At 47.0% G+C, this 25442-nt stretch carries 24 protein-coding genes; 15 read left to right on the plus strand and 9 right to left on the minus strand.

Features of this window, described 5'->3' with window-relative positions; genetic code table 11:
* Positions 1-216 precede the first annotated feature (216 nt).
* Both Q4Q49_RS13965 and gntR read left to right on the plus strand, forming a co-directional pair.
* The gene (locus Q4Q49_RS13965) at positions 217-2640 is read left to right on the plus strand and encodes a YgiQ family radical SAM protein (protein ID WP_311999626.1); all 2424 of its coding nucleotides are present in this window, start codon (positions 217-219) and stop codon (positions 2638-2640) included.
* Positions 2641-2861: 221 nt separating this feature from the next.
* The gene (gene gntR / locus Q4Q49_RS13970) at positions 2862-3860 is read left to right on the plus strand and encodes a gluconate operon transcriptional repressor GntR (RefSeq protein ID WP_311999627.1); all 999 of its coding nucleotides are present in this window, start codon (positions 2862-2864) and stop codon (positions 3858-3860) included.
* A 74-nt stretch (positions 3861-3934) separates the two neighbouring features.
* Here gntR and gntU read toward each other — a convergent pair whose 3' ends face one another.
* Positions 3935-5278, minus strand: coding sequence for a gluconate transporter (gene gntU / locus Q4Q49_RS13975; protein ID WP_006083518.1), 1344 nt, complete (start codon positions 5276-5278; stop codon positions 3935-3937).
* Positions 5279-5363: 85 nt separating this feature from the next.
* Here gntU and Q4Q49_RS13980 point away from each other — a divergent pair, with 85 nt between their 5' ends.
* On the plus strand, positions 5364-5924 hold the full coding sequence (locus tag Q4Q49_RS13980) for a gluconokinase (RefSeq protein ID WP_311999628.1): 561 nt from the start codon (positions 5364-5366) through the stop codon (positions 5922-5924).
* Positions 5925-6384: 460 nt separating this feature from the next.
* Here the strand turns inward: Q4Q49_RS13980 and Q4Q49_RS13985 are convergent, their stop codons facing one another.
* From Q4Q49_RS13985 to speFL, 4 genes are all read right to left on the minus strand, one after another.
* Positions 6385-7539, minus strand: a complete 1155-nt coding sequence (locus tag Q4Q49_RS13985; protein WP_063884635.1) for a porin — start codon at positions 7537-7539, stop codon at positions 6385-6387.
* A 117-nt stretch (positions 7540-7656) separates the two neighbouring features.
* Entirely contained in the window at positions 7657-8976 is a 1320-nt protein-coding gene (gene potE / locus Q4Q49_RS13990; RefSeq protein WP_311999629.1) for a putrescine-ornithine antiporter, read from the minus strand.
* Positions 8977-9062: 86 nt separating this feature from the next.
* Entirely contained in the window at positions 9063-11225 is a 2163-nt protein-coding gene (gene speF, locus Q4Q49_RS13995; protein WP_311999630.1) for an ornithine decarboxylase SpeF, read from the minus strand.
* 320 nt (positions 11226-11545) lie between these two features.
* Positions 11546-11662, minus strand: coding sequence for a leader peptide SpeFL (gene speFL, locus Q4Q49_RS22195; RefSeq protein ID WP_100199882.1), 117 nt, complete (start codon positions 11660-11662; stop codon positions 11546-11548).
* Positions 11663-12131: 469 nt separating this feature from the next.
* On the opposite strand from speFL, the gene Q4Q49_RS14000 reads away from it, so the two are divergent.
* The 6 genes from Q4Q49_RS14000 to Q4Q49_RS14025 all read left to right on the plus strand — a co-directional run bounded on the left by Q4Q49_RS14000 (position 12132) and on the right by Q4Q49_RS14025 (position 17185).
* Entirely contained in the window at positions 12132-12671 is a 540-nt protein-coding gene (locus tag Q4Q49_RS14000) for a YbhB/YbcL family Raf kinase inhibitor-like protein (RefSeq protein ID WP_311999631.1), read from the plus strand.
* A gap of 24 nt (positions 12672-12695) precedes the next feature.
* Complete coding sequence (locus Q4Q49_RS14005) at positions 12696-13454, plus strand: AraC family transcriptional regulator (protein WP_311999632.1); 759 nt, start codon at positions 12696-12698, stop codon at positions 13452-13454.
* Between the two features lie 49 nt (positions 13455-13503).
* Positions 13504-13854, plus strand: a complete 351-nt coding sequence (locus tag Q4Q49_RS14010; RefSeq protein WP_259561510.1) for a YkvA family protein — start codon at positions 13504-13506, stop codon at positions 13852-13854.
* A gap of 193 nt (positions 13855-14047) precedes the next feature.
* Complete coding sequence (locus Q4Q49_RS14015; protein WP_311999633.1) at positions 14048-15445, plus strand: hypothetical protein; 1398 nt, start codon at positions 14048-14050, stop codon at positions 15443-15445.
* Positions 15446-15447: 2 nt separating this feature from the next.
* Positions 15448-16485 carry an acyltransferase gene (locus Q4Q49_RS14020; RefSeq protein ID WP_311999634.1) on the plus strand — a complete coding sequence of 346 codons (1038 nt, stop codon included), beginning with the start codon at positions 15448-15450 and terminating at the stop codon, positions 16483-16485.
* A gap of 94 nt (positions 16486-16579) precedes the next feature.
* Positions 16580-17185, plus strand: coding sequence for a hypothetical protein (locus Q4Q49_RS14025; protein WP_311999635.1), 606 nt, complete (start codon positions 16580-16582; stop codon positions 17183-17185).
* 95 nt (positions 17186-17280) lie between these two features.
* Here the strand turns inward: Q4Q49_RS14025 and Q4Q49_RS14030 are convergent, their stop codons facing one another.
* The 4 genes from Q4Q49_RS14030 to Q4Q49_RS14045 form a co-directional block, all read right to left on the minus strand.
* Entirely contained in the window at positions 17281-17865 is a 585-nt protein-coding gene (locus Q4Q49_RS14030; protein WP_106649140.1) for a YSC84-related protein, read from the minus strand.
* 152 nt (positions 17866-18017) lie between these two features.
* Entirely contained in the window at positions 18018-18932 is a 915-nt protein-coding gene (locus tag Q4Q49_RS14035) for a hypothetical protein (protein WP_311999636.1), read from the minus strand.
* 57 nt (positions 18933-18989) lie between these two features.
* A complete protein-coding gene (locus Q4Q49_RS14040) occupies positions 18990-19388 on the minus strand; it encodes a nitrous oxide-stimulated promoter family protein (RefSeq protein WP_311999637.1) in 399 nt (132 codons plus the stop codon).
* 147 nt (positions 19389-19535) lie between these two features.
* Positions 19536-19895 carry a DsrE family protein gene (locus Q4Q49_RS14045; protein WP_311999638.1) on the minus strand — a complete coding sequence of 120 codons (360 nt, stop codon included), beginning with the start codon at positions 19893-19895 and terminating at the stop codon, positions 19536-19538.
* A 274-nt stretch (positions 19896-20169) separates the two neighbouring features.
* Between Q4Q49_RS14045 and Q4Q49_RS14050 the strand changes: the two genes are divergently transcribed.
* The 6 genes from Q4Q49_RS14050 to Q4Q49_RS14075 all read left to right on the plus strand — a co-directional run bounded on the left by Q4Q49_RS14050 (position 20170) and on the right by Q4Q49_RS14075 (position 25036).
* Positions 20170-21006 carry a hypothetical protein gene (locus Q4Q49_RS14050; protein ID WP_012090452.1) on the plus strand — a complete coding sequence of 279 codons (837 nt, stop codon included), beginning with the start codon at positions 20170-20172 and terminating at the stop codon, positions 21004-21006.
* A 144-nt stretch (positions 21007-21150) separates the two neighbouring features.
* The gene (locus Q4Q49_RS14055) at positions 21151-21462 is read left to right on the plus strand and encodes a hypothetical protein (protein ID WP_012090451.1); all 312 of its coding nucleotides are present in this window, start codon (positions 21151-21153) and stop codon (positions 21460-21462) included.
* A gap of 9 nt (positions 21463-21471) precedes the next feature.
* A complete protein-coding gene (locus Q4Q49_RS14060) occupies positions 21472-22926 on the plus strand; it encodes a protein adenylyltransferase SelO family protein (RefSeq protein ID WP_311891205.1) in 1455 nt (484 codons plus the stop codon).
* A 13-nt stretch (positions 22927-22939) separates the two neighbouring features.
* Positions 22940-23272 (plus strand): DUF3630 family protein, encoded by a 333-nt coding sequence (locus tag Q4Q49_RS14065; protein ID WP_071940629.1) that lies wholly within the window; start codon positions 22940-22942, stop codon positions 23270-23272.
* Positions 23273-23274: 2 nt separating this feature from the next.
* Entirely contained in the window at positions 23275-24297 is a 1023-nt protein-coding gene (locus tag Q4Q49_RS14070) for a serine/threonine protein kinase (RefSeq protein ID WP_006083490.1), read from the plus strand.
* Between the two features lie 130 nt (positions 24298-24427).
* Complete coding sequence (locus Q4Q49_RS14075) at positions 24428-25036, plus strand: thiol:disulfide interchange protein DsbA/DsbL (RefSeq protein ID WP_220776584.1); 609 nt, start codon at positions 24428-24430, stop codon at positions 25034-25036.
* Positions 25037-25442: the final 406 nt, after the last annotated feature.

Consider the following 25442-nt stretch of genomic DNA (forward strand, 5'->3'; position numbering starts at 1 on the left):
GCTGGTCGGTTTGGGCGGTCAATTCCGCCCCAAGCCATATCCATAGCGGATTTAGGGGTATTACACTTCCGGCTCAAATACCCCTGAAAATGCCTCGAGTGGTGTTTTTTTAATCGCACTTATCCCCCATTGCCTGCTATACTCCGCGTCCCTAAATTGGCGTAACTTATTTTCAGTGGCGCCTTTATTTGACATTACGTTTTCGGGTCACAATCGATGCAAGTTGAATCCACACTCTTTAGTCATCCCAAGTATTGGGCTACAGGCGACAGCACTGCGCCTTTCTTACCTATGTCCCGCAAGGAGATGGATAAGCTTGGCTGGGATAGCTGTGACATTATCATAGTCACAGGCGACGCTTATGTGGATCACCCAAGCTTTGGCATGGCAGTGATCGGCCGTATGTTAGAGGCCCAAGGTTACCGAGTCGGTATTATTTCCCAGCCCGATTGGTCGAGCAAAGACGCCTTTATGCAATTGGGCCGCCCGAACCTGTTTTTTGGCGTCACCGCCGGCAACATGGATTCGATGATCAACCGTTACACCGCTGACCGTCGTTTACGTTCTGACGATGCTTATACCGCGGGCGATATTGGCGGTAAGCGCCCAGATCGCGCCGTGACTGTGTACACTCAGCGTTGTAAAGAAGCCTTTAAAGATGTGCCTGTGATCATTGGCGGTATTGAAGCCAGTTTACGCCGCATCGCCCACTACGATTATTGGTCTGATAAAGTACGTCGCAGTGTGATTTTCGATGCCAAGGCCGACATTCTTATGTATGGCAACGCCGAGCGTCCTTTAGTTGAAGTGGCTCGCCGCTTAGCTGCGGGTGAACCTATTAGCTCGTTGCACGATGTGCGCGGCACAGCGGTTATCCGTAAAGAGCCGCTGCCCGAATGGCGTGGTATGGACTCGCGCAAGATTGACCAACTGCACAAGATAGAGCCGCTGCCGAATCCTTACGGCGCTGATGATGTGGGTTGTGCTAACTTGTCTGGCCCGTCGGATGTGAAGATATTCGATAACGAAGCCCCTAAACCAATTAGCGTTCAGCCGCCTAAACCTAAGCCATGGGATAAAACCTATGTGCTGCTGCCAGCGTTTGAAAAAGTCTCCGAAGACAAATATTTATATGCCCATGCTTCAAGGATTTTGCACCAAGAGCAAAATCCTGGTTGTGCCCGTGCGTTATTCCAACCCCATGGCGATCGCGCCGTTTGGGTGAATCCGCCCGCATGGCCGCTTAATACCGATGAGATGGATGCCGTATTCGATTTACCTTACCAGCGCATTCCTCATCCTATCTATGGCAAGGAAAAAATCCCTGCCTATGACATGATTAAGACGTCTATCAACATCATGCGTGGTTGCTTTGGTGGTTGTTCTTTCTGTTCGATTACCGAACATGAAGGCCGAATCATTCAGAGTCGTTCACAAGAATCGATTGTTAAAGAAATCAAAGATATCCAGGAAAAAGTGCCAGGCTTTACTGGAGTGATTTCCGATTTAGGCGGCCCAACCGCCAACATGTATCGTTTAGGCTGTACTAGCGAAAAGGCCGAAAAAACCTGTCGCCGTCTTTCTTGTGTGTTCCCATCGATTTGCGGCCACTTAGGCACAGATCATAAACACACTATCGACTTGTACCGCGCGGCGCGTGCCGTACCTGGCATCAAGAAAGTATTGATCGCCTCTGGCGTGCGTTACGACTTGGCGATCGAAGATCCGGCCTACGTTAAAGAGTTAGTGCAGCACCATGTGGGCGGCTACTTAAAAATCGCCCCTGAGCATACCGAAGAAGGTCCGCTCAGCAAGATGATGAAACCCGGCATGGGCGCCTACGATAAGTTTAAAGAATTGTTCGACAAGTTTTCGAAGGAAGCGGGCAAAGAGCAGTTCCTGATCCCTTACTTTATTTCGGCGCATCCGGGCACGACCGACGAAGACATGGTGAACTTAGCGCTGTGGTTGAAGGAACGTAAGTTCAAGCTCGACCAAGTGCAGAACTTCTATCCGTCACCGATGGCGAATGCGACCACGATTTATCATACCGAGTTAAACTCGCTGAAAAACGTCAAGCACACCAGTGAAGTGGTATCAGTGCCGAAGAAAGGGCGTCAACGTCGCTTGCATAAAGCATTGCTGCGTTATCACGATCCTGCGGGTTGGCCATTGATCCGTGAAGGCTTAACTGCCATGGGGCGTGAAGACTTGATCGGCAATAGCCCACATCAGTTAGTTCCGCCAGAAGGTCGAAATGAGCGCGGACCTAAGTGGATGAAAGATGCCAACCAAGGCCAAAAAGCCTTTACTCGCTTCTCGGGTAATCAATTTGATGACCGCAAGGGCGATGGCAAATCTAAAGGTGCGGCTAAAGGCGGCGCGCAAGCTCAAGTTGGTGCTGAATCAAAACCAGCCGCTAAAAGTGGAAAACCCGCAGCGAATGGCGCTAAGCCTGCCGGTTCTAAGCCAACTGGCTCTAAACCCAGCGGAGCCCATTCGAGCCGCCCTGGAGCGAAAGCGCCTTTCGGCCTGTCTGGTTTTAAGGCGGGCAGCTCTCAAGCTAAAGGCGGAAGTCCATCAAAGAGTGGTGGTAAACCTGCAGGTAAACCCGCTCAGGGTCGCCAACAGGCTAAGTAATCACTTTTAGCCATCACAAATAATGTGCAAAGGCCGCTCCAGACATAAGTTTGGAGCGGCCTAGCTAGTAAGATCATCCCGCTAAAAGCGTCCTAACTGGTATCACAGGGCGAACTATTATAAGATCTCTGTCTGATGCTTATGTCTACTATTTGTTTATATTCGATATTTTAGCTATACATCTCACCAATCCCACGGCTTGTTAACTAACATTAGATACTATGAATAAAAAGCGTAGACCTACTCTTCAAGATGTTGCCGATCAAGTTGGGGTCACCAAAATGACGGTGAGCCGCTATTTAAAAAATCCAACAAGGGTGGCGCAAAGCACCCAAGAAAAAATAGCTATCGCGCTAGAAACCTTAGGTTATATCCCTAATCGTGCGCCGGAAATTTTGGCGCAAGCAACCAGTCGCGCCATTGGCGTATTGGTGCCTTCGTTAACCAACCAAGTATTTGCTGAAGTATTACGCGGTATCGAGAATGTGGCTGGTCAGCGCGGTTATCAAACTATGCTAGCTCACTACGGATATCAGCCCGAATTAGAAGAGGAGCGGGTGGCGTCACTGCTCTCTTACAATATCGATGGCTTACTTTTATCTGAAAGTTACCACACACCGCGTACCGTGCGAATGATTGAAACGGCGGGCATTCCTGTCATCGAAATGATGGATAGCGTGTCGCCTTCGATTCAACAGTGTGTGGGTTTTGATAACACAGCGGCCGCATGCGAAATGGTTAAGGCCATGATTGAAAAAGGCTATCGCCACATTGCTTACTTAGGCGCGCGCATGGATATTCGCACTCAGCTTAAGATGCGAGGCTACGAGTTAGCGATGCAGGAAGCCAAGCTCACACCTTTGGCGATGACCACCAATGAGGCCTCGTCGTTTTCCTTGGGTGCGTCGTTATTGCAGCAAACCTTAGCGAAATATCCCTATGTGGATAGCTTTTTCTGTACCAACGATGATTTAGCGGCGGGGGTGATATTTGAGTGCCAAAGACAAGGCATCAAGATCCCAGAACAAATAGGCGTTGCAGGGTTTCATGGCCATGATATAGGGCAATCCATGACGCCAAAATTGGCGAGCATTATTACCCCGAGAAAGGAGATCGGTCGAATTGCTGCCACTGAGCTATTAGATAGGTTAAATGGCAAAGAGATAGCAGAATCGGTTATCGATCTGGGCTATCGTATTGATTTAGGGGAAACATTGTAGACTTCCCCTCGATCTTTCGCTTAACGGCTAATGCCTAATGCCTAATGCCTAATGTTTTTGATCACTGGCTTGCGTTAGAGAAACGCTGAGATGATGACTGCAACTATGCCGCCCGTCGTGCCAATAATGGTTTCCATTACCGTCCAGGTTTGCAGCGTTTGTTTTTCTGACAATCCAAGAAAACGGTTGGCGAGCCAGAAGCCTGAGTCATTAACGTGCGAGAGCACAATCGAACCACCGCCAATGGCAATCGTAATCGCCGCCAATTGAGCACCATCTAAGTTCAATGGTTCAAGTATCGGGATGATAAGGCCGCAAGCCGTTAACATGGCCACGGTTGCCGACCCTTGGATCACGCGCACCGAAGCCGACAAAATAAATGCCAGTATCACAATCGGTAATCCCGAACCTGCCAGCATATTCCCTAACGCATCGCCGACACCCGAATCAATCAGTACTTGCTTGAACACTCCGCCAGCACCGGTGACGAGAATAATGACCCCCGCAGGTTGGAGCGCACTGCTACAGATTTCCATGATGCGGTCATTGGGAATGTTACGTCTCACGCCCAGCACATAAAATGCGATTAAACAGGCAAGCAGAATGGCGGTGAAAGGGTGACCTATCAAGGCGAGCCAATTATGCAGATCGGATTTTTCATCAATAAAGCGTGACACCACCGTCTTTAAACCGATAAGCAGCAGTGGAAAAATCACAATACTGATTGAGAGCGCGAATGAGGGAATAGGTCCACCTTCTCGTTCACCTTTTTCTTGCTGCTCGTGGGCTGGTAGCTCAACATGGACTTTTTGCGAGATGAGACTGGCAAAGAGTGGACCGCCTAGAATCATCGCCGGAATCGATGCCAGCAGACCAAAGACTATCATGTAGCCAAAGTCGGCATTGAGCTGGGAAGCAACTAAAATTGGCCCAGGTGCAGGGATAAGAAACGCCTGACAGGTAGCAATACCCGCGAGCAGTGAAATACCAATTTTAACGACGCTGCCACCCCCTTTACGAACCACGGCAAAGGCGATGCCAATCAGCAGCACCACAGCAACGTCGAAGAAGAGGGGTAGCGCACAGATAAAGCCAGTAAAGGTCATCGCCCAGTGGGCTTTGTCGTTACCAAATTTATTCAGCAGTGTATGGGCTATCTGATCTAGCGCGCCAGTCTCTTCCATTACCCGGCCAAACATGGCTCCCAAAGCGACCACAACCGCCACAAAGCCCAGTGTTCCCCCCATACCTTGTTGAATAGTATTGGTGATATCGGCTGGGTTCATACCAGAGAAAAGGCCGGCAATGATCGACACCAGTATCAGTGATACCACTGCATGTAATCTCACTTTCATCACTAAGAACAGTAGCAGGGCGATTGAACCCAGCGCTGTCAGAATCAATGACATATCAGACATAAGAGGACTTTTCCTTGTTAGTTAAGTTGTCCACATTTTTGTAGGTTACCGGTAACATGTTACCCGTAATATGGTAGAGTGGGAAGTGACTAAATTCGAGAATTGGCATGAGGTTAACAAAGTGACTGAGAGAAAAAAAGGCAATAGCTATGTGTTCATGGGCGTCTCTAGTTGTGGCAAATCTTCGATTGGTGCCGCGGTCGCAGAGGCTTTAGAGACGAAATTTATCGATGGTGATGATCTGCATCCTAGAGCCAATATTATCAAGATGAAATCTGGCTCACCGCTCAACGATAGCGATCGCGCTCCTTGGCTTGAGCGCATCAACGATGCTGTGTATAGCATTGAACAAAAAGGTGAACAGGGGGTGATTGTCTGCTCTGCGCTACGTCGCCAGTATCGTGACTTGATCCGTCATAACAACAGTAAGCTGGTGTTTATTCATCTGTACGGAGATTTTGAATTAGTCAAAGAGCGCATGTTTGCCAGAAAAGCCCACTTTATGCCGATTGAGCTACTCAAGAGTCAGTTCGACACGCTGGAGATGCCTGCGACCGATGAAGCTGACGTTATCCAAGTGAGCATAGATGGCACTTTCGAAGAGGTGGTACAGCGCTGTATTCAGGCGATAAATGGCGAAGCATAAGCATAAGTTGGTTATTGGAACTTAACGCGAGGCTTGTCTGCTTTATCATGATGTTGCAGATTAGCCTTTAAAGCGAAGGGGTAGCTGAACGACAGTCGTCGGTATTAATAAGTGCCGCCGAAGGTCGAAGCAAATCTGGAGCTAGCCGCTCGACATTGAAAAAAAACCACTCCAGAAATTGACTTGGAGTGGCGTAGAGATAATGGTAAGCCTGCGGTACCATCCAATGAGTGTTACGGCGAGCGTTTGTAGACGAAACGTGCGCCGCACCTCAGCCTCAAATAAGCTCACGCATATGAGCGATGACGCGAGCTGCCTGTCCTGCAAAACATGGTTAATTGAACATGTGATTAAAACAGCCACTGAAGACTGTTATTCAAAACAGTCCTGCTATATATGACCAAGGAATGCCAAAGTTGAATGAGCGCTTTAGCCACCTTGGTTAATATCCCCTTGAGCCTTAAAAGAAGTAATTAATCCCGACTGCGAAGCTGTTGTCTTCCTGTGCTTCGAGTGCGGCATCATCCATATCACTGAAATCTAACTTCATTTCGGCAAACATCACGGTATCCTTGCTATAGCGATAGTGCAGTCCCAGCATGGCAAATTGGCGGGTCCAATTACCTTGGATGGGCGTAGTTGCATCTGTGTCTAAATCTAAATAACTGAGCACGACCATAGGCACAAAACCGTTGTCGAATTGATAGGCTGTCATCAACTCGGCACCAGTAGCGTCGTAGAGATCACCATTGACCAGTTCATTACTCTTACTTTGGTGAGCGTTAAAACCCACATAAAGACCGCTGGCTTCGCGTCCTTCGGCATAGTGGTAGTAGTCACCATACATGGCACCAATGCCGATGATTTCATTGGTTTCATCGACTTGGGTATTACCTAAGTGGCCTTCAAAATCACCGCGGTTAAAGCCTGCTAGTAGCTTGAATTTGTCGGTTGCCGCATAGGTGATGCTGGCGCCATAACTGCTGTCGAAACTCAGCTCAGAGTTACTCATCTCGCTGCCGTCATCATTTTTTAAGCTGACATCGCCATTGGTTTTGGCGGCATATTGCAGGGCAATTTGCACTGGGCCGACACTATTGCGGTAAATAAAGGCGGAGTCGGCACGGCCTGTGCCGGTGAGGCCGCCATCGCCAAAGGTGTAAGCACCAACGCTGTAACCTGCGAAAACGTTGGGTAAATCTGTGGTGCCGGCGACATCGTAATAGGCGCCCCATTGTTTACCAAAGCTCAAACTCCCCCAGTCATCGTGGGACATGCCGACATAACCTAAGCGGTTATAGAGAAAATCATCGGTCTTTTCGGCGGCGAGTTTGCCTCCTTGCATCACTAGACCATCGTCGCTGGAGACCATATTGATCCCCCATTCCGTGGTAGCAAAGGCGGTCCAGCCATTTCTTTCGCTGCGCTCGAAACTAAATCTGAGGCGCGAAGAATCGTCAATAACTGAGGTGTCGTGGCTGTCATTCAAGGCTGCGAACCCTAGCCAACCAGTTAAATCTAATGTGTTTTTTTGATCTTTATAAAGCTCAACCGCCTGACTGCTGGTGGCTGTTAATAGCATAGGTAACACTAAAGCAAGACAAGTCTTATTCATAAATCCCCCGATAATGAGCAAGTATTCTCCAGGGGATCATAGGCTTAGCCTATGATCCCTGAGTAACTGTTCTTTTAGATGCTGTTGTTAATCGTTTTGATAGTGCGTTAGCCGGATTTAGGCTGGACGTGTATCGTTAACCATTGCTTTGTTGGAAATCACACCGAAGATAGTCCAACCGAAGAAGGTGGCCATGGCGCCAAGCATTACTGCGGTTTCGCCTGAGCTATACAGGGCATAGAAGCTATATAAAGCACCGATCACGGCAATTACGTTAGCAATACGGGCCTTATGGGCAGGCACTTTAAGTTGTTTTTGCATTACCCCAAGGGCTGCCATCGACAGTATGTAAGGCACAATATTGGTGACAACGGCGAGGTTCACTAAGGCTTCGAATTGCTTACTTAGCGATGGACTAATAGTCATTAATGAAAGGACGGTTTGGATAGAAACAATAATTGTCATGCCCCAAATTGGCGCATCGGCTTTGCTGACTTTAGAGAAGATTTTAGGGAAGAATCCTTCATCGGCAGAGGCTTTAAACACTTGGGCAATAGTGAACTGCCAACCTAAAAGTGAGCCAGTACAAGAGATAATGGCACAGGCCATCACGATTTTACCGACCACAGGATTAAACATTTGCGCGAAGGCTAAACCGAAGGGCGCATTCGACATGGCAAGTTCAGCGTTTGGTACGATACCTGCAATCACGTTAGTAGAGACGATATAAATCACCGCCGCACCTAAGGTACCGCCCATCACAGCGATAGGGACGTTTTTCTCTGGATTATCGACGGCTTCTGAGTTGGCGCAGGCCGATTCTAGACCGAGGAACGCCCATAAAGTCATCGCGATAGAACCGCCTAACGCTTTGAAGAATGGCATATCATGCGGGTTCCATGCGCCTTTGTAGAGGTCGATGTCGAACCAGAACCAACCAATTAACGACACGCCAATCACGGGCAGAATGATCCCCCATACTGTCACGCTACTCACACGGCCCGTGATGCGAGCACCGCCAAAGTTGGCAACGGTTGCTAGCCAAAGTACGCCAATGGTCGCAAGACAAATTGCCATAGGGCTTAAGTTGACTTCGAGCAATACGGCGGCATAACCCACAGCCGAGATAGCAATCGCGACGTTGGCGATGAGCAGCGAGACGGCATAGGTATAGTTGGCCATAAAGTTGCCTGAGCGGCCGAAAGCATATTCAGCATAACCGCCCATACCGCCGGATTTCTTACTGAACATACCGCACTTGGCAAAAGCAAACGCGAGGGCTGTAGAACCCGCCGCTGTGACTAGCCAAGATAAAATTGAAATGGTACCGACTTGAGCGAGTTGGGTTGGCAGCATAATAATGCCTGAGCCCATCATGTTGACTATGGTGATAATAGTTAATTGGATTACACCAATTTTATTTGCTGATTTACTCATATTAATAACCTAATTTAGGTGACTTATTATAGGAGGTTTGAAATTGACTGCAGAGCGGGGTTAATTAACTCTGCAGTCAGTTTTCATTATTTATTTAATACATATCCCATAGCTTGAATTTTGCCGTCTGCGGTATTTTCAAGATAAACACCTTGCAGTTCTGGCGAGAATCCAGGTAATAGGTTGATACCTTCTTCGAGAGCGAGGAAATAACGTTGCACCGAACCGCCCCAAATTTCACCCGGTACCATACACAGCACACCTGGTGGATATGGCAGCGCACCTTCGGCGGCAATTCTTCCCTCAATTTGCGACAGCGGAACGAGTTCGACTTTGCCACGAATAAATTCTAGATTTGCTTCCTGTGGGTCCATCACTTTGGTTGGGAAATGCGCTTTACGGAACATTTCTTTCTGCAGTTGTTTTACGTCATGACTGACATAAAGATTGTGCATTTCTTGGCAAAGTTGGCGGATGGTATAGTCTTGATAACGTGCTTTATTCGCGTTGTAGACGTTAGGTAGTACTTCAGATAAAGGCGCATCTTCATCGACTAATTTCTCGAAACGAGATATTTGCGAGACCAGATGTTGCATCTTGGCCATATCTTCTGCAGGTGTCATCAGGAATAAAATTGAATTCAAGTCGCACTTCTCAGGAATAATATTATTTTCCCGTAAGAAGTTAGCCAGAATAGTTGCTGGAATACCGAATTCGGTATATTTACCGGTTTCTGCATCTATACCGGGTGTCGTTAATAGGAATTTACAAGGGTCAACAAAGTATTGGCCTTTTTCATAACCTTCGAAGGAGTGCCATTTCTGACCAGGTTCGAATTCGAAGAAGCGTAAGTCATCGGCCATTTGTTCGGTTTCATAGTCTTGCCATAGACGGCCGTCGATCATTGTTGGCACGAATGGTTTGATATATTTACACTTTTTGAGCAATAGCTTACGTGCATCGATACCCGCTTTTACCGCTTCACGCCACAGATAACGACCACTCGCGCCTTCGTGCATTTTCGCGTTCACATCTAGCGCCGCAAATAATGGATAGAAGGGGCTAGTAGAGGCATGCATCATAAAAGCGTTGTTGAAGCGTTTATGGTTACAATATCTATCTTGTCCTTTGATATGCTTGTCTTTTTTATGGATTTGCGATGTTTGCGAGAAACCCGCCTGTTGTTTATGCACCGACTGAGTCACGATAATACCGGGATCTTCGGCGGTCAGTTCGAGCAAGAGTGGCGAGCAGTCATTCATCATAGGGATGAACTGTTCATAACCGACCCAAGCCGAGTCGAATAAGACATAGTCACAAAGATGGCCAATACGGTCAATGACTTGACGAGCATTATAGATAGTGCCGTCATAGGTGCCGAGTTGGATAATCGCTAAACGGAAGGGGCGTTTTTCATCGGCTCTTTCTGGGGCGACTTCGCGAATTTGATCTCTTAAATAGGATTCTTGGAAGCAATGGGCATCTATACCGCCAATAAATCCGAAGGGGTTACGCGCGGTTTCTAAATAAATCGGCGTGGCACCTGCTTGAATTAACGCGCCATGGTGGTTTGATTTGTGGTTATTGCGGTCGAATAAAACGAGATCGCCCTTAGCTAATAGCGCATTAGTCGCCACTTTATTTGAGGATGAAGTCCCGTTAAGTACAAAATAGGTTTTATCGGCATTAAAGACTTTGGCTGCGTATTTTTGTGCATCGAGTGGTGCGCCTTCATGGATCAGTAAATCACCTAATTTCACGTCGGCATTACACATGTCGGCGCGGAAAATCGTTTCGCCAAAAAAGTCGAAGAATTGACGGCCCACAGGATGCTTACGGAAGAATTGTCCGCCCTGATGACCCGGGCAAGCAAAGGTGGAATTACCCATTTCAACGTACTTTTTCAAGGTGCCGAAGAAAGGCGGTAATAGTGCTTGTTCATATTTATTGACTGCCGTTTCAACCTGTTTTCCGTAGAAGTCAGTGTTATCGCCGCAGAGTTCAAATACCCCAGTAATCGATGAGCAAACATCGTCCGGGAAAGTTTCTTCACAGCAAACTGAAACGAATATCGGTAGTTTCAATCCGGTGTTTTTAATCTTTTCAACAATACCATTTCTAACATCATCAACAGAGACTACAGCCGCGCCCACATCACAAAAATCTGTGGTTAGTACATTGACGACTTCTCTGTCGATATCGAAACAAGATCTAACAGATAAGCTAGCGGCTACTTTTAATGATTTCATAGTTAATTTCCCTTTTACTTTTTAAAAAATAGATACAAGTGTGCCTATACCTAATTAAAAACATTAATGGCATGAAAATTAGATATAGCTATTCCGTGTGCAAATTAGATGTGGTTATGCCAATGTCGCGAAATAAATAAAACTAAAATGTATTTATTTGACGTGCAAATAGCTTAGCCGCAGTAAAACTGCACTGATAAAAGAATGCTTTGATAGTGACGCAAGATAATAAACCAAAAAAAGACAGTACATTAAGTGTTTGCAAAATTTAGAGCAATAGCACTTTAGACCTGTTTATTGGCCTACAACCTGCGCTGAGATTAGCGGAGGAAGATAAAGGAATGATCGAAATAGTCACGTTGACTAGGCATCATGATATGCCGCGTGCGCCGGATATGCGCCATTATTTTAGATTTCCTCTTCATATACGACTCCATTATGACTTAGAGAAAACAGTTAGGTTTTATTACGGAGTGAAGTTTATATGCGAGTTATAAATAAAATCATGACCTATGTCTTACTTTTTAATAATTGGCGCTTAAATTTAACTTATTTAATCGATATTAAACTGAGTCAATCATACTTAAGTATCTTTATCTAAATTATGAAAGTAAATATTGTCAGTGTTATTTAAATAATTATTTTTGCATAAAACATCTTATTCTTTTTTTCTGATTTTAATTAAAGGGCTGTAGTAATAAGCTTCTTGATTTATACCGTACGACGAACTTGCATGGTTATGCATAAATTCTCTTTACAAAATCACGTGCATGCTGAAAGATTGCAAAAATGACAGTTTTTTTCTCACATTTGAGCATTTGGGGCAGAAAGTTGCCGTTTTAGGGCAGATGTGATCTTTTGGATTGACGTAGATTAGTCTGGTCGAAACATTAATGGGAGATAGACATGAATAAATGGTGGCTAGGTGCAAGTTTAGTGTTGGGCTTATTTGGACAGGCGCATGCTATGTCGTTAACGAGCAAAGATATGAGCGAGGGCAATAAACTCACATCACAATTAGTATTTAATGGATTTGGTTGCCAAGGTGAAAACATTTCGCCGCAACTGACTTGGACTGACATACCTGTGGGGACGAAAGCGTTTGCGGTGACGGCCTATGATCCTGATGCGCCAACGGGCAGCGGTTGGTGGCACTGGGCGGTATATAACTTACCCGCAGCGCAAACATCATTGACGCAGGGCGCGGGTTCGCATGCCGATGCACTGCCCAAAGGCGCTATTGCCTTGAAGAACGACTATGGCACCACCGACTTTGGTGGCGCTTGTCCGCCCGAAGGTCATGGCGTACACAGGTATGAATTCATTGTGTGGGCATTGCCCAGCGCATTAGAGTTGCCAAAGGACGCTAGCCCTGCATTATTAGGCTTTATGCTTAGAGCACAAGCCTTAGGTAGTGCCAAGTTGACTGCGGTATATAACAGATAATCTATTAATAATTAGGCTGGTATCATGATCCGTTTGTTTGAATATGATTCGAAGCAGGCACAATCTTTATCTCAAGTACCTGTGCACCAGCCATCAATTATTCGGGTTATCCATGGGGAAAAGTCTTTACTCTGGCAAGATGAATCCGTTTTGGTAGGCCAAGGTCAGTTACTGTTAATTCCTGCGGGTTCGCATATTAGCTTTGTGAATCGACCTTTTCTTGGGCGCTATCGGGCGGTGCAATTGTTGCTTCCCTACGATTTACCCCAAGGCATTTTATTGAGCACGGCCGATTGGCGCGATCCTATGCCGGTCCAAAACGTATCGCGCGCGGTGGACTTAGCTTGGAATGCGTTATTACAAAGTTTGAGCTTGTCGCTGGCTGATTCTGTTCAGCTGCATTATCTGGCTGCGTTACTGCTCAGTTTACCCGATAAACGCAGTGTGAACTGGTTGTATGGCCACACGCAACGCAGCGTGACTCAAGCGGCCTTGGCTTTGATGAGCGTGAGTCCTTCGGCGCCATGGCAGCAGGAGGATATTGCCGACAAGTTACACATGAGCACGGCCAGCCTTAGGCGTAAATTGGCGTTAGAAGACACCAGTTTTAGGCAGTTGTTAGTCGAAGTCCGGCTGAGCCATGGTTTGGCCATGCTGCAAAACTCGGGCGAGCCATTACTACAAGTGGCCTTAGCCTGTGGTTATCAATCGGCGGAAAAGTTTTCCTTACGTTTTAAGCAACAATTTGGCCTGACCCCTGCGGCTTATCGTCGTACACTGTGAGGAGGAATAGATTGATACTCAAACAATCTCAAGCTGCAGGAGCGATATAATGGCGGATGAGCAATTTACCGACAGCGGATTTTGGAACAAGGTTAAACTCTTTAGCCGTCAGGCGGGCAGGGAAGTGATCGAGCGTGCCCTGTGGCTTTATTATGCGGCGCAGCAGCCGAATACGCCTAAATGGGCCAAGTCTGTCATCTTCGGTGCCTTGGCGTATTTTATTTCTCCCTTAGATGCGATCCCCGATCTTACGCCTTTAGTGGGTTTTACCGATGACTTAGGTGCGCTTGCCGCGGCTTTGACTATGGTGACCTTATATATTGATGACGAAGTGAAATCCCTCGCGGCGGATAAACTGGCACTCTGGTTTGGCGATAAACAGACGGAACCTAAGGCTTAAGCCTAATGTGCTCGCCAAGACCTAAGTGATGCTAAATTGCGCTAAAAATATGATTTTATTAGGAGTCGTGGATTTGGTTTTTACTTAGATTTTCTGGGGTAAAAATATTTTTTTGCAAACGTTTCACTATTGCTTGATTGCGCTATATGCTAGCGCTGTTTTGTAAACCCCTTGTGTTTGTTTAGGCAGATAAATGAAAAATATTATGGTAGTGATCCTATGGTTTTTAGGTGTCTCTGCCGCTACCCCCGCGTTTGCCGATGAGGCCTCTCCGGAACAACTCGCCCGTCTTTACCTCGATTTTATGGCGCAGAATAGTCGCCAGAGCGAAGCTTTGTGGCCGGGTTTTCGCCTCGAAGATAAAGTGCACCTCTTTAGTTATGGCGGCAACGTCTGGCTGCGTCAGCCCGGTGGCGAAATCATTCAAGATAATAGTGTCTTAGAGTCAGTCAACCTGCAGTCTGGTTTGTCGATTAATTTCGGTTTTCCGCAATATCAAGGTCAGCCAGGGGTATTAATCCAACTCGAAGCGCCGAACATCCAATTTACTGCCGACACTAAGCCTACGGATTTAGCCTTTTTAATCTGGGCCAGTAATGGTCTGCATGAAGCTTTTCACTTTTATGCGCAATCCGAATGGCGAGTTTTAGAAGAGGGCAGGCGTTACGAGGGCGAAGTGTTTCCGCTCAGCCTCGATGCCCGTTATTACCGTTTACAGTTGTTTGATGCCTTAATGGCGGCGCTGGCACAGCCCGAGCAGCAGTCATTACACTTGAGCCATGCGGCCTATTGGTTGCAGCAATGGCGTCAAATTGCGCCAAACGAGGATAGAGTCGGTTACATCAACGACCTCGTCGAAGGCAGCGCTAAGTATGTGGAATTGGCCGCTGGCGCACGTATCTTAAGCCAAAATCAAACCTTACTCGGTTATCAGCAAATACTGACCCAATATGTGCACGACTATTACCAGCAGAGGAAAATGTTGGGTGGTTGGACGGCGGAGGCGGAAAACATCGGTGCTCTGGCGGGCATATTGTTGGATAGCACTCAAGACCCTTATGTGTGGAAAGAGTCTGTCATGTCGGGCATGTTACCGCTAGATTTACTGTTAAATCGCGTGAAACCAGTGCCGCCGGTGGAAAGAAAAGACAATAAACAGAAGAAGCCGTTACAGCAAATGCTAGCGTATTATCCTGCCACTCAAGCGAAATTGTCGCAGCTATTATTGAATGCGCAAGACGTTAGAGTACCGTTATTGGTGATGCCGAGCGTGAGCGATAGCAGTAGTTTTATTGATGTGGGTGATGTGCGTTCTGGTTTTTATGTTGTGCCGTACCAAGATGAAATGACGCAAGCCTATCTAGGGATGAGCGCGCAATTTAGTAACTTGTCAGTGAGTGGCAGTCCATTACTCGATGTTCCTGTACAAAATTATTGTGAGGGCATTGAGGCTGCAACTCTGTTACCTTTGGCATTCCCCTTTCAGCGTGAGGGTCAGTATCTGGTATTCAATGAAGCAGAAGTCCATGGAACTATTAGGGTTTCTGCGAGTGTTGTTGATGGAAGAACCCTCTACTGTGCGATGAATTAATAATGAGAAAAAATCAGCTCGAATTTACCTACATGCGTGGCATTGCGATTATCTTTATCGTGCTTGGCCACAGTATTTACAACTCTGGAGAAGGTTTCCCGCTGCTGTTGGAAAACCTATTACGCGGTGGCACGGCTTTGTTCGTGTTTATCTCAGGGTACTTTTTCCATCGTATTTTTTATAAGGATTTCGACTACAGCAAGTTCATGAAGAACAAAGTACAGAACGTACTTTATCCTTTTTTAGTCGTCTCTCTGATCGGTTTATTCTGTTTGTGTTTGCGCTGGATTTTTATGGAGCACCAGTCGCTCGATAAACTCTTGCTGAGTATTTTTTACACCATACGTAACGGTTATATCCTGTATCCGCATTGGTATATTCCATTCATCATGGCGGTGTTTTTATTTTCGCCGATATTTTTGTGGTTTATCCGTTGCTCACAGCAGATGCGTTGGACGCTATTTGTTCTGAGTTGTGTGGTGGCAATTCTGCTGCATAGACCCATAGGCAACGTCAATTTCATCCACTCAGTGGTGTATTTTATGCCTTTCTATTTGATTGGTATTTTATATTCGCAAGATGAACATATTGTGATGCGCTTTGGTTCTATCTTTACTGCCCTCGCGATGATTTTTTTAGTGGTGAGCTTAGTCGAGCAAACTTACATAGTGCAGCATATTGGTAACTACCATAAGGCTCCGTTTGAATATAACGGCATCGATTGGCAGTTTATTCAAAAACTCTGTTTATGTGTGTTAGTGCTGAATTTCTGCGAATGGTTGTCGGGGCGCAGTCGATTGCCTTGGTTAGTGGAAGTGGCTGAGATGAGTTTTGCGATTTTCTTTATTCATCCGCTGTTCGACATGATGTTTAACGCCACTGCGACCTTAATGCGTTACCGTTTACCGCCGGGATCTTGGGTCACTAGCGTGCTCTTCTCTGCGGGGATTTTTATCTTCCTGATGGTGGGAAGTATCATTACGGCTCGCTTTATCAAGAAGCGTCTCGGTAACCGTTCACGCACGTATATCGGCTGGTAATCACTTGGCTTATCATCACTAACACTAGGTGAAATTCAGTTTGAATTTATTTCCTAGTGTTAGGGTGTTTTTCATCTAAAAAATGGAGAACAAGATGAAGTCCAGAATTGCCCTACAGAGTCTCGCGCTCGCCAGTTTGTCTTCGATTGCCTTACCATCCATAGCGGCTCAAGCTGAGCCCTTATCCACTGAAGCGCAGAATACTTTCTTCGCGCAAATCGCCGTCCATTGCGGCCAAGCCTTTGCGGGCAAAGTAGTTTCGGGTGACACTGCGGACTCGGCCTTTAGCGGTAAGTCTTTAATTATGCACGTGCGCGAATGCAGTGACACTGAGCTTAAGATCCCGTTCCATGTGGGTGATGACCATTCACGTACTTGGGTGCTGACTAAAACGCAGCAAGGGCTTAAGTTGAAACACGATCATCGCCATCAAGATGGCAGCGAAGATGCTGTGACTATGTATGGCGGCGATACCATGAATGACGGGACGGTGCTGAAACAATCGTTCCCCATTGATCGGGAATCTATCGATAACTTCGTTAAGAATGGGCTAACCCAGTCGATCACGAATGTGTGGCACATGGAAATCACCCCAACAACGTTTAGCTATCAACTTACGCGCGAAAACCGCGATTTCAAAGTCGATTTTGATCTCACTCAACCCGTCGCATTACCGCCAAAACCTTGGGGGCATGAGTAGTGTCGCGCGCACTTTTGAACCATAGGTTAGAGCATATCTAACAAAACGGCGAGCACTGAGGCTCGCCGTTTGATTTAACCGTTTAATGACTCGCATTAGTTAGCTTTAGGTTCGAAGCTAAAGGCTTGACCCGCAAGTGCTGCTTCAAACATCAAGCCGCCTTTTGCTGCGGTAAATACCGCCATACCGTTAATGTAAGAGCCGCTTGCTGAGCGATTACCACCCGATTGGCCTGCGCCTGCGGAGTTGCCCGTGGTTCCCGCTTGAGCACTTGCACCCATGTTGATGGCAACCGCCGAGGCTTGGGCATCAAACTCGAAACTGCCGCTTGTGAAGGCTTCATAGGCTTTAGCATCTTTAAAGAAGATGATCTCGCTGTAGGCTTGTCCACCTAATTGAAAACCGATGGATAATTGAGTCAGGCTCGAATCACCCATATAAACACCGCCTTGATAGACTCGGCCCTTGCCATAGGCTGCGCCAATGCCTATGCCGCCTTTACCCACAGTCGGGAATAACGCATAGCCATAGGCTGTGTCGAAAAACTTACTGGTTTCTTTTGCTTTTTGGAAATTGACTACCGCCTGATCATAGCTTTCATCCGCATGTGCAGTGGGCGCCGCAAATAGGCTCACGATAAGGCATGTCGATGCCGCAATGGCAGTTAAAAATGATTTCATGGTAACGCCTCTTCAAGTCTTCAGTTGCTCCAGACTAGCCTTTATCGACACAAATGACAGCCAAAAGTGACTCCTGTGTCAGCTTAGGTTCAGTGTTCGACTCAATGGTTGGAGTGATATTGATGGTGATTATAGGAGTGTGGTTTCGCTAATTAGTTCTTAGGTGGTGAAGAAGCTTGGGGTTTTTCTGTGTCGTCCTGCTGAATTTGATGTAAGAATTCATACTCCTCAGGGGTGAGCACATTTTCAATCGCGATCGGGCGTGGCCGTGATTGGGGTTTAGCTAGGCGACCTTTTAGGTAGGCAGATCGGGTGATTTGTTTCAGGCCGTATACGGCCAACATATACATGCTCAGCAGTAAGGTGAGTCTTGGTAACGCATGGGATAGCAACGATAAGTTATCACCAAGATAGAAGGGCAAAATCACCACAAACACGCGGATCAACCAGTTCAACAACATGGCTAAAGTCAAACCTATCAGCCACCGAAACCGAATGGTACCGAGCGCCTCTTGGGTTAATGTGGCATCAGTTTGATTGCGTTTATGCCGACGAAACAGCACCCACAGCGCGATAAAGTAACAACAGGTTTGTATTGATAGCAGTGCGGGCAGTATGGCGCCCCATTGGCTAATGCTAATTTCCTTCAGCATCTGGGTTAAAGGTTGCCACTCCCCGTTGGGATGCGCGCTTAATCTTAGGGCGATATCTAAAATGGCGAAAACTAAGGTGAATGCTGACGGCCAGTAATGTTTTGAAAACCCTAGTGGTTTATTAGTTGGTACTAAGCTGCGTTTGCAGTAGAGATAGAGCAAAGGCATAAGCAAAAAATAGATAGGGTTAATCAGGTTGAATAGAATATGGATCGGAATTGGACTGTTATCGCGGTTCAACAATCCCGTTAGGAAGTACAGGGCGATGAGACTTAAGAAAGCGGCGAGGAGTTTTTGGTTACCGTCTGGGTGATAAAAGTAGCGAATATAAATAGCTAACGCGAGGCAATGTACGCCTCCGAATAACGACAACCACCAGTAAGCTTGAGCGAAAAAAGTATTAAAATCGTTCATATGCGATACCTCGAGCCCTGTTATATCAGGGAAATCGGCTCGGTAAAAGTATCGCCGTTAGTTTTTCTGCTGGTTGGCTATGCGCCGATGACGATTTGAAGCCGCCTCTGGCACAACGCTGGGAACGGGAATGCGTTCCGCGAGTAAGTGTTTGATTGCGCGAATGGGATGCGGTAACAGCATCCTAGGACCGGAGAAGATCATGATCTCTTTGACGATTTGTTTCTGCGCTGGTTTGTAGCAATGTACAGGGCATTTATTACAGGTGGGTTTGCTTTGTCCGTAGGGGCAGCGATCTAGGCGCGTTGCGGCATAATCCAATAACTCAATGCAATCTGCACATAGGCCTATCGCGTCTTGGCCTTGGTGTTTCGCCTTGCAATAAATCGTTACCATAGCGGCAATGGTTTGGTGTTCGTACAGGAGTTTGCCCGTAAGCAGTGTGGCTGTGCCCATTGGAATACCTTAGCTTGTCACTCGGATATCCCATCATAGGCAGAGAAATTGACGCTGACAAAATGAAAGCGCCAATTTATGAAGGTGCGCACAAAATAGGGCTTCAAATAATTCAACTATCCCCAATGTCACACCTAAAAATAAACCTTAGATATGCATCACTTTGTCGGCAGCCAGTGTCCAGCGAGTTAAATCTTGTAGCGTACCTATGTGCGCGCCTTCGATGATCATTTCCGCCGTGACGCCTCGCGCTTGAGCGCAGGTCTTACAAAGCAGGATCGGCACTTGCTGCACTGAGAGGATCTCGAACATCTGTTGTAGGTTGTAGCTTAAGTCGGGTGTGGTTTGATTTTTGAGTGCGCCAAACACGGCATCAGACATGAGAAAGAGTTTAAGATCGACGGCTTGTTCATCCTGATCCTTCAGTGCTAATGCGATGCGTAGGCTGTTAAATAGCTTTTCTGTCCCGTAGGGGCTAGCGTGGGCCACGATAAGAATACTTTGCATCAGGTTTTCCTTATATTTGTCGTAAGCTGGGCAATTGGGGTGATAAGGCAACACGGTTGCGTCAGTCTAGCGCAATTGGCTATAACTATTTGAGCGCAAGATCGTATAAAAAGGCATAAATACTTGATTTACACCGACACAATGGACTTTAATAGCGGTTAATCTCTGCTCAATTTTTAGCTAGACTCGGTTGCCATGGACACTGTCCTAATGGATTTTGGCAAACCAATTGACACGGCTTCTGACGAGAAGCGGCCATCAAAGGTGAACAAGAATGAAGATCATAGTCGTATTTATACTAATTGCTGTCGGGGTGTTTTTATTCCTTCGCGCGCAGCGATTGGCGAAAGAAGAACAAGAGGCGATGAAACCTAAGTCGACCACGGTAAAACCTGTTGTTCCTACCGAAGAGGTACCTATTTCCTCCGCTGCTGAACCCGAGCGCGTAGAGCCTGAGCCAGTTGAGCAGGCTGAGGACACTCGCGTGGTGGAAGTTGAGCCTATCATCGAAGTTGAAGCTGAATTAATGCCCCGTGAGACGAATGAGCCGGCGAACATTTCGGTGGAGCTAGACACAGATATCATCGAAGTCGATATTCCTGCGGCCCATAATGAAGAGGCGGTGATCATTTTAGGCACCACGCCAACAGATGAACAAGCTGACGTTAAGACTGAAGCTGAGCCTGCATCGAGCACGCGTTCAGAGGTCGGTGCGCCAGGGGCTTGGGCGAATGTAACCTTAGTTCGGGCCTTTGAAGAATATCAAGGGGCAACGTCAGCCAGTGCTCGCTATACCGCGCTGCAAAATATGGTCGCAGAGTGCTACAAGCAGCGTAAATCGGCGGATTATCTCAACTATGGCGCTCAGTTAGCTGAAGAATATGTCGCACTGTTCCAAGCGGCTAGCGCCGAGCAAGGCAAGGATACAGAGCTTAAGTCTTCCGGTTTCTTGCATTTAGCCACCTTGCTGAATGATACCCAAGCCTTCGATGCCGCCATTGTCATTTGCCGTAAAGCATTAGAGCTTGGGCTGAGCGATGGCACTGTCACTGGCTTTGAGGGCCGGATCAATCGGATTGAGAAAGCACAGGCTAAAGCAACTACGGCTTAACACTTTGGTTGGGAGTGCTTAGCGGGTAAACCCTTAAACGAAAAGCGGTTATTTCCCTCGTCTAAGCAGTGTAGAATCCCTGCTAACTGAATGCGCAAAAGGCGAACTAAGGTTCGCTTTTTTTATGGGCTTGATAGGGGAAAAATGAAACTAAGCTATGCCTTACCGAATGTCTTATTCGGGCTTGGATTATTGCTACTCAGTGGCTGTACTAAAACCCCAGAATGGACCCTATTTTATTATCCCGATGTGAGTGCCATTCCGGTGACGCCTTTGCAGGCCGAGGATATTAATGGCTACTACGACACCCTAGCGCAATGCCAGAGCAAGGCCCACGGCATGCAGCGTCTAAGCAGCTCTGGCGTGAGTGGCTTTGGCCTTGGGGTGTATCAATGTGGGCACCTATGTGAGTTCGACGATAAGTCGGTGCTGGTTTGCAAGACCATGAGCCAATAGGTGGACAAGATGAAGTTTAAACAGGATTTTTTTACGCAGTTACCTGAGTTTTACTCGCAAGTTTACCCGCAAGGGATTACTAAGCCTGAATGGCTGGCATGGAGTGATGACGCTGCGCAATTGATTGGCTTAAGCCAACCCACAGATGAGCTGTTATTGGGCTTGTCTGGCAATGCCGCCGTCGATGGCGCGACTTACTATGCTCAAGTGTATAGCGGCCACCAATTTGGCGGTTACACGCCGCGCTTAGGGGATGGACGCTCGATCATTTTAGGTGAAGCGATTGGCCCAAATGGCGCATGGGATGTTGCCCTTAAAGGCGGCGGTCCGACGCCATATTCGCGCCGTGGTGATGGCCGCGCCGTTATGCGCTCTGCCGTACGTGAGTTTTTAGTCTCTGAAGCGCTGCATCATTTACATGTGCCGACGACCCGCGCCTTGGCCGTGATTGGCTCTGACTTACCCGTATGGCGTGAGAGCCAAGAAACCGCAGCTATTACCGTGCGTTTAGCCCGCAGCCATATTCGTTTCGGTCATTTCGAGTTTTTCTGCCACAGTGAGCGCGGCCGCGCCGATAAACTGATCCAATTACTCAACTTCACTATTACTCAGCATTATCCCCATTTGAGTTGTGATGCCGCAGGCTATAAGGCGTGGTTTTTACAGGTAGTGCAAGATACCGCCAAGATGATTGCCCACTGGCAGGCGGTCGGTTTTGCCCATGGCGTGATGAACACAGACAATATGTCGATTCTGGGTGACAGTTTTGACTTCGGTCCCTTTGCGTTCCTCGATACATTTCAAGAAGATTTTATCTGCAATCATTCGGATACCGAAGGTCGCTATGCCTTTGGTCAGCAGCCGGGTGTCGGTTTGTGGAACTTGCAACGCTTAGCGCAGGCGCTCACACCTGTGATCCCATCCGATGACTTAATTGCCATTCTTAATCAATACCAAGAGGCGCTAGTGCAGCCTTATTTGCGCTTGATGCGGGCAAAACTAGGTCTTTCAGTAGTTGATGTCTCGTCGGTAGAGCAGGACAAACAGGATCTCGACCTCATAGGTCGATTCACTGTGCTGATGGAGAAAAATCAGCTTGATTACACTCAGACTTGGCGTCAATTAGGTAAGTTAGATCCGACCAGCAAACACAGTGCGCTGCGGGATGACTTTATCGATGTCAGCCAGTTTGATGCTTGGTATCAAGCCTATCAACAGCGATTGGGCGCGGTGGCTGATATCCCTGCGTGGCAAATTGAGCGCAATAGTGTGAATCCCAAATATATTTTGCGTAACTATTTAGCCCAAGAGGCGATAATCGCGGTAGAAGAGGGTAATCTTGCGCCGCTGCATTTGCTGCAAAAAATCTTAACTCAGCCCTTTGCTGAACACGCAGAACATGAAGACTTGGCCAAGCGTCCACCGGACTGGGGCCAAGGTTTGATCATGTCATGTAGTAGTTGATTGGATAACAAGCATGAAATTACCAAGCACGCATCTAAAAGCCATTAGCTTAGATACCATTCGCTTAGATAGAAGCGCCTTAAGTTTAGCGGTCAGTGCGGATATCGATTTTGATCGTTTCGCCGACTTTGCCGAACCCTTAGCCGCGGCGCTCGATTGCACTGTGCGCGAGCGTCAGTGGGGCGCCGACAGGCATCAATGGTTATTAGAATTTGAAGGCAGCCAGTTATGGCTCAATTATGAGTTTTACGGCAACATTTGCTGGCTCTCGACCGAACGAGAAGCCGATTTTGAGGTGCTGGAATACTTAGCCACTTTGCTGCAACCTCACCTAAGAGTGAACTGAATATGAGTCAGAATATGACGCCACCAACCACGAGTTCTAGCGGCGCTGAGTTTCATTTTCAAGCGCTAACACCGGATTTGATCTTAGATGCGATCGAAAGTCTGGGCGTGTACCCAGAAACAGGCTTGCTCGCGCTAAACAGTTACGAGAACCGCGTGTATCAGTTCCGCAGCGATGAAGGTCTGCGCTATGTGGTGAAGTTCTATCGTCCCGACCGTTGGAGCGACGCGCAGATCCAAGAGGAGCATGATTATGCGCTCGCACTTGCGGCAGAAGATATCCCAATTGCGGTACCTGTGATCATCGAAGGTCATACCTTACACAAGTACCAAGGCTATCGATTTACCCTGTTTCCTTCCTTGGGTGGCCGTGCCTTTGAAGTCGATAATTTAGAACAGCTGGAATTAGTGGGTCGATTCATCGGTCGTATACATCAGTACGCAGCGCAAACTGTATTTGCTGAACGTGAACCGCTGAATCCGCAGATTTTAGGCGCCGAGCCGCTCGCGTGGTTAAAGCAATCCAATCTGGTACCTAACAGCCTACGCTTGCCGTTTTTTACCGTCGTTGAGCAAGTGTTGGCTAAGGCGAATGCGATTTGGGATCGCCAAGATTTTGCGGCCATTCGTTTGCATGGCGATTTACACCCAGGCAATATTTTGTGGACGCCAGATGGTCCCGGATTCGTCGATTTAGACGATGCTCGCATGGGGCCGGCGATTCAAGATTTATGGATGATGTTAACGGGTGATAGAGCGCAGCAGTTGATGCAGCTTGAGATATTACTCGAAGCCTATGAAGAGTTTTGTGAGTTTGATACAAGGCAGTTAGCCTTGATTGAACCGCTGCGGGCGCTGCGTATGGTGCACTACAACGCGTGGATTGGTCGTCGCTGGGACGATCCAGCTTTCCCGATGAACTTCCCTTGGTTTGGGGATGAAAAGTATTGGGAACAGCAGATCTTGGCATTTAAGGAGCAGCTTTTTGCCCTTGGCGAGCCACCACTGAGCCTAGTGCCTTATTAGTATTGAGCAAAATATGATGTCACAGACGTATCTTGTGACATTAGATTGAACTCTTAAGCTTGAGTTACACTCAAAAAATGGAATATGTTAGTCTCCAGCCAATTTATCAAAAATGATTTAAGGAATGTTCATGAAAAAAGTATTACTTATGGCCGCGGCTTTGTTACTGGCGCCACTGGCTGTATCGGCTGTGGAATACCAAGAAGGTGTGCACTACACAGTGATTAATGATGGCCCAGCAACCGCTAAGCCAGAGATCACTGAGTTTTTCTCTTTCTATTGCCCACACTGCTTTAATTTCTCTAAAACAGTTGTGCCAAAAATTCTCGCCGAAAAGCCAGAAGGCGTAGCGTTTAACCAAGCACACGTTGATTTTATTGGTAAAGAAATGGGCGTTGAAATGTCACGCGCATTTGCTGTTGCACATCAGTTAAATGTCGATGAAAAAATGGATGCGGCGTTATTTTCTGCCATTCATGAGAAAAAAGAACACTTTACTAGCCTTGCCGATATTCGTGCCCTTTTCGTGGCTAACGGTGTCGATGGTAAAACCTTCGATGCGGCGGCAGAATCTTTCATGGTGAAGGCGCAGATGGCGAAAATGAAGCGTGATACTGAAAACGCTAAACTGACAGGCGTACCTGCTCTTGTCGTTAACGGTAAGTATCGTGTTGAGACTGGCGCGATTAAATCCTACGACGAACTGTTAGATATCGCTTTCTACTTAACCAAAAAATAGTTTTATGGCGTTATCACATCACTGTCATGCGGGTTTGTGATAATGCTGAATATACTGAGTTTGAAAGGAGCCTGAGGGCTCCTTTTTTATTGCGGTACGGCGCAGACTAGGCGATTTTGAGGTTAGTCGCTTGAACTTATTGAATAAAAGTGAGGCAAAAAAAAGGGCAAAAAAAACCGTACTTCTTGTAAAAGAAAGTACGGACTTGAGCCAGAGGACTCATTTTTACCCTGAGTAACGCTGTTAATTTAGCAGAGCGTCAAAAAAATGGCAAGTGACATTATTATGGCGCTTTGTTTATTTGGGTTACAGCGTGGCAAATTGATAAGTTAACTAAATCAGATGATTAACTGTTTTTGGCAATAAATTATGAAAAAAAGCACGCTAACGATGAAACTCAAGTGGT

Source organism: Shewanella sp. SP1S1-7, assembly GCF_031932105.1.
Classification (GTDB): domain Bacteria; phylum Pseudomonadota; class Gammaproteobacteria; order Enterobacterales; family Shewanellaceae; genus Shewanella; species Shewanella baltica.

Excerpts from the sequence above, each read along its gene's own strand:
- gntU (WP_006083518.1), bottom strand. The coding sequence starts at position 5,278 with ATGTCTGATATGTCATTGATTCTGACAGCGCTGGGTTCAATCGCCCTG.
- Q4Q49_RS13985 (WP_063884635.1), bottom strand. The coding sequence starts at position 7,539 with ATGAATAAGACTTGTCTTGCTTTAGTGTTACCTATGCTATTAACAGCC.
- Q4Q49_RS14075 (WP_220776584.1), top strand. The coding sequence starts at position 24,428 with ATGAAAAAAGTATTACTTATGGCCGCGGCTTTGTTACTGGCGCCACTG.
- Q4Q49_RS14050 (WP_012090452.1), top strand. The coding sequence starts at position 20,170 with ATGAAGATCATAGTCGTATTTATACTAATTGCTGTCGGGGTGTTTTTA.
- Q4Q49_RS14015 (WP_311999633.1), top strand. The coding sequence starts at position 14,048 with ATGAAAAATATTATGGTAGTGATCCTATGGTTTTTAGGTGTCTCTGCC.
- potE (WP_311999629.1), bottom strand. The coding sequence starts at position 8,976 with ATGAGTAAATCAGCAAATAAAATTGGTGTAATCCAATTAACTATTATC.
- Q4Q49_RS14060 (WP_311891205.1), top strand. The coding sequence starts at position 21,472 with ATGAAGTTTAAACAGGATTTTTTTACGCAGTTACCTGAGTTTTACTCG.
- Q4Q49_RS14040 (WP_311999637.1), bottom strand. The coding sequence starts at position 19,388 with ATGGGCACAGCCACACTGCTTACGGGCAAACTCCTGTACGAACACCAA.
- Q4Q49_RS14045 (WP_311999638.1), bottom strand. The coding sequence starts at position 19,895 with ATGCAAAGTATTCTTATCGTGGCCCACGCTAGCCCCTACGGGACAGAA.
- speF (WP_311999630.1), bottom strand. The coding sequence starts at position 11,225 with ATGAAATCATTAAAAGTAGCCGCTAGCTTATCTGTTAGATCTTGTTTC.
- Q4Q49_RS14025 (WP_311999635.1), top strand. The coding sequence starts at position 16,580 with ATGAAGTCCAGAATTGCCCTACAGAGTCTCGCGCTCGCCAGTTTGTCT.
- Q4Q49_RS14065 (WP_071940629.1), top strand. The coding sequence starts at position 22,940 with ATGAAATTACCAAGCACGCATCTAAAAGCCATTAGCTTAGATACCATT.
- gntR (WP_311999627.1), top strand. The coding sequence starts at position 2,862 with ATGAATAAAAAGCGTAGACCTACTCTTCAAGATGTTGCCGATCAAGTT.
- Q4Q49_RS13965 (WP_311999626.1), top strand. The coding sequence starts at position 217 with ATGCAAGTTGAATCCACACTCTTTAGTCATCCCAAGTATTGGGCTACA.
- Q4Q49_RS14010 (WP_259561510.1), top strand. The coding sequence starts at position 13,504 with ATGGCGGATGAGCAATTTACCGACAGCGGATTTTGGAACAAGGTTAAA.
- Q4Q49_RS14005 (WP_311999632.1), top strand. The coding sequence starts at position 12,696 with ATGATCCGTTTGTTTGAATATGATTCGAAGCAGGCACAATCTTTATCT.
- Q4Q49_RS14070 (WP_006083490.1), top strand. The coding sequence starts at position 23,275 with ATGAGTCAGAATATGACGCCACCAACCACGAGTTCTAGCGGCGCTGAG.
- Q4Q49_RS14035 (WP_311999636.1), bottom strand. The coding sequence starts at position 18,932 with ATGAACGATTTTAATACTTTTTTCGCTCAAGCTTACTGGTGGTTGTCG.
- Q4Q49_RS14000 (WP_311999631.1), top strand. The coding sequence starts at position 12,132 with ATGAATAAATGGTGGCTAGGTGCAAGTTTAGTGTTGGGCTTATTTGGA.
- Q4Q49_RS14020 (WP_311999634.1), top strand. The coding sequence starts at position 15,448 with ATGAGAAAAAATCAGCTCGAATTTACCTACATGCGTGGCATTGCGATT.
- speFL (WP_100199882.1), bottom strand. The coding sequence starts at position 11,662 with ATGGAGTCGTATATGAAGAGGAAATCTAAAATAATGGCGCATATCCGG.
- Q4Q49_RS14055 (WP_012090451.1), top strand. The coding sequence starts at position 21,151 with ATGAAACTAAGCTATGCCTTACCGAATGTCTTATTCGGGCTTGGATTA.
- Q4Q49_RS14030 (WP_106649140.1), bottom strand. The coding sequence starts at position 17,865 with ATGAAATCATTTTTAACTGCCATTGCGGCATCGACATGCCTTATCGTG.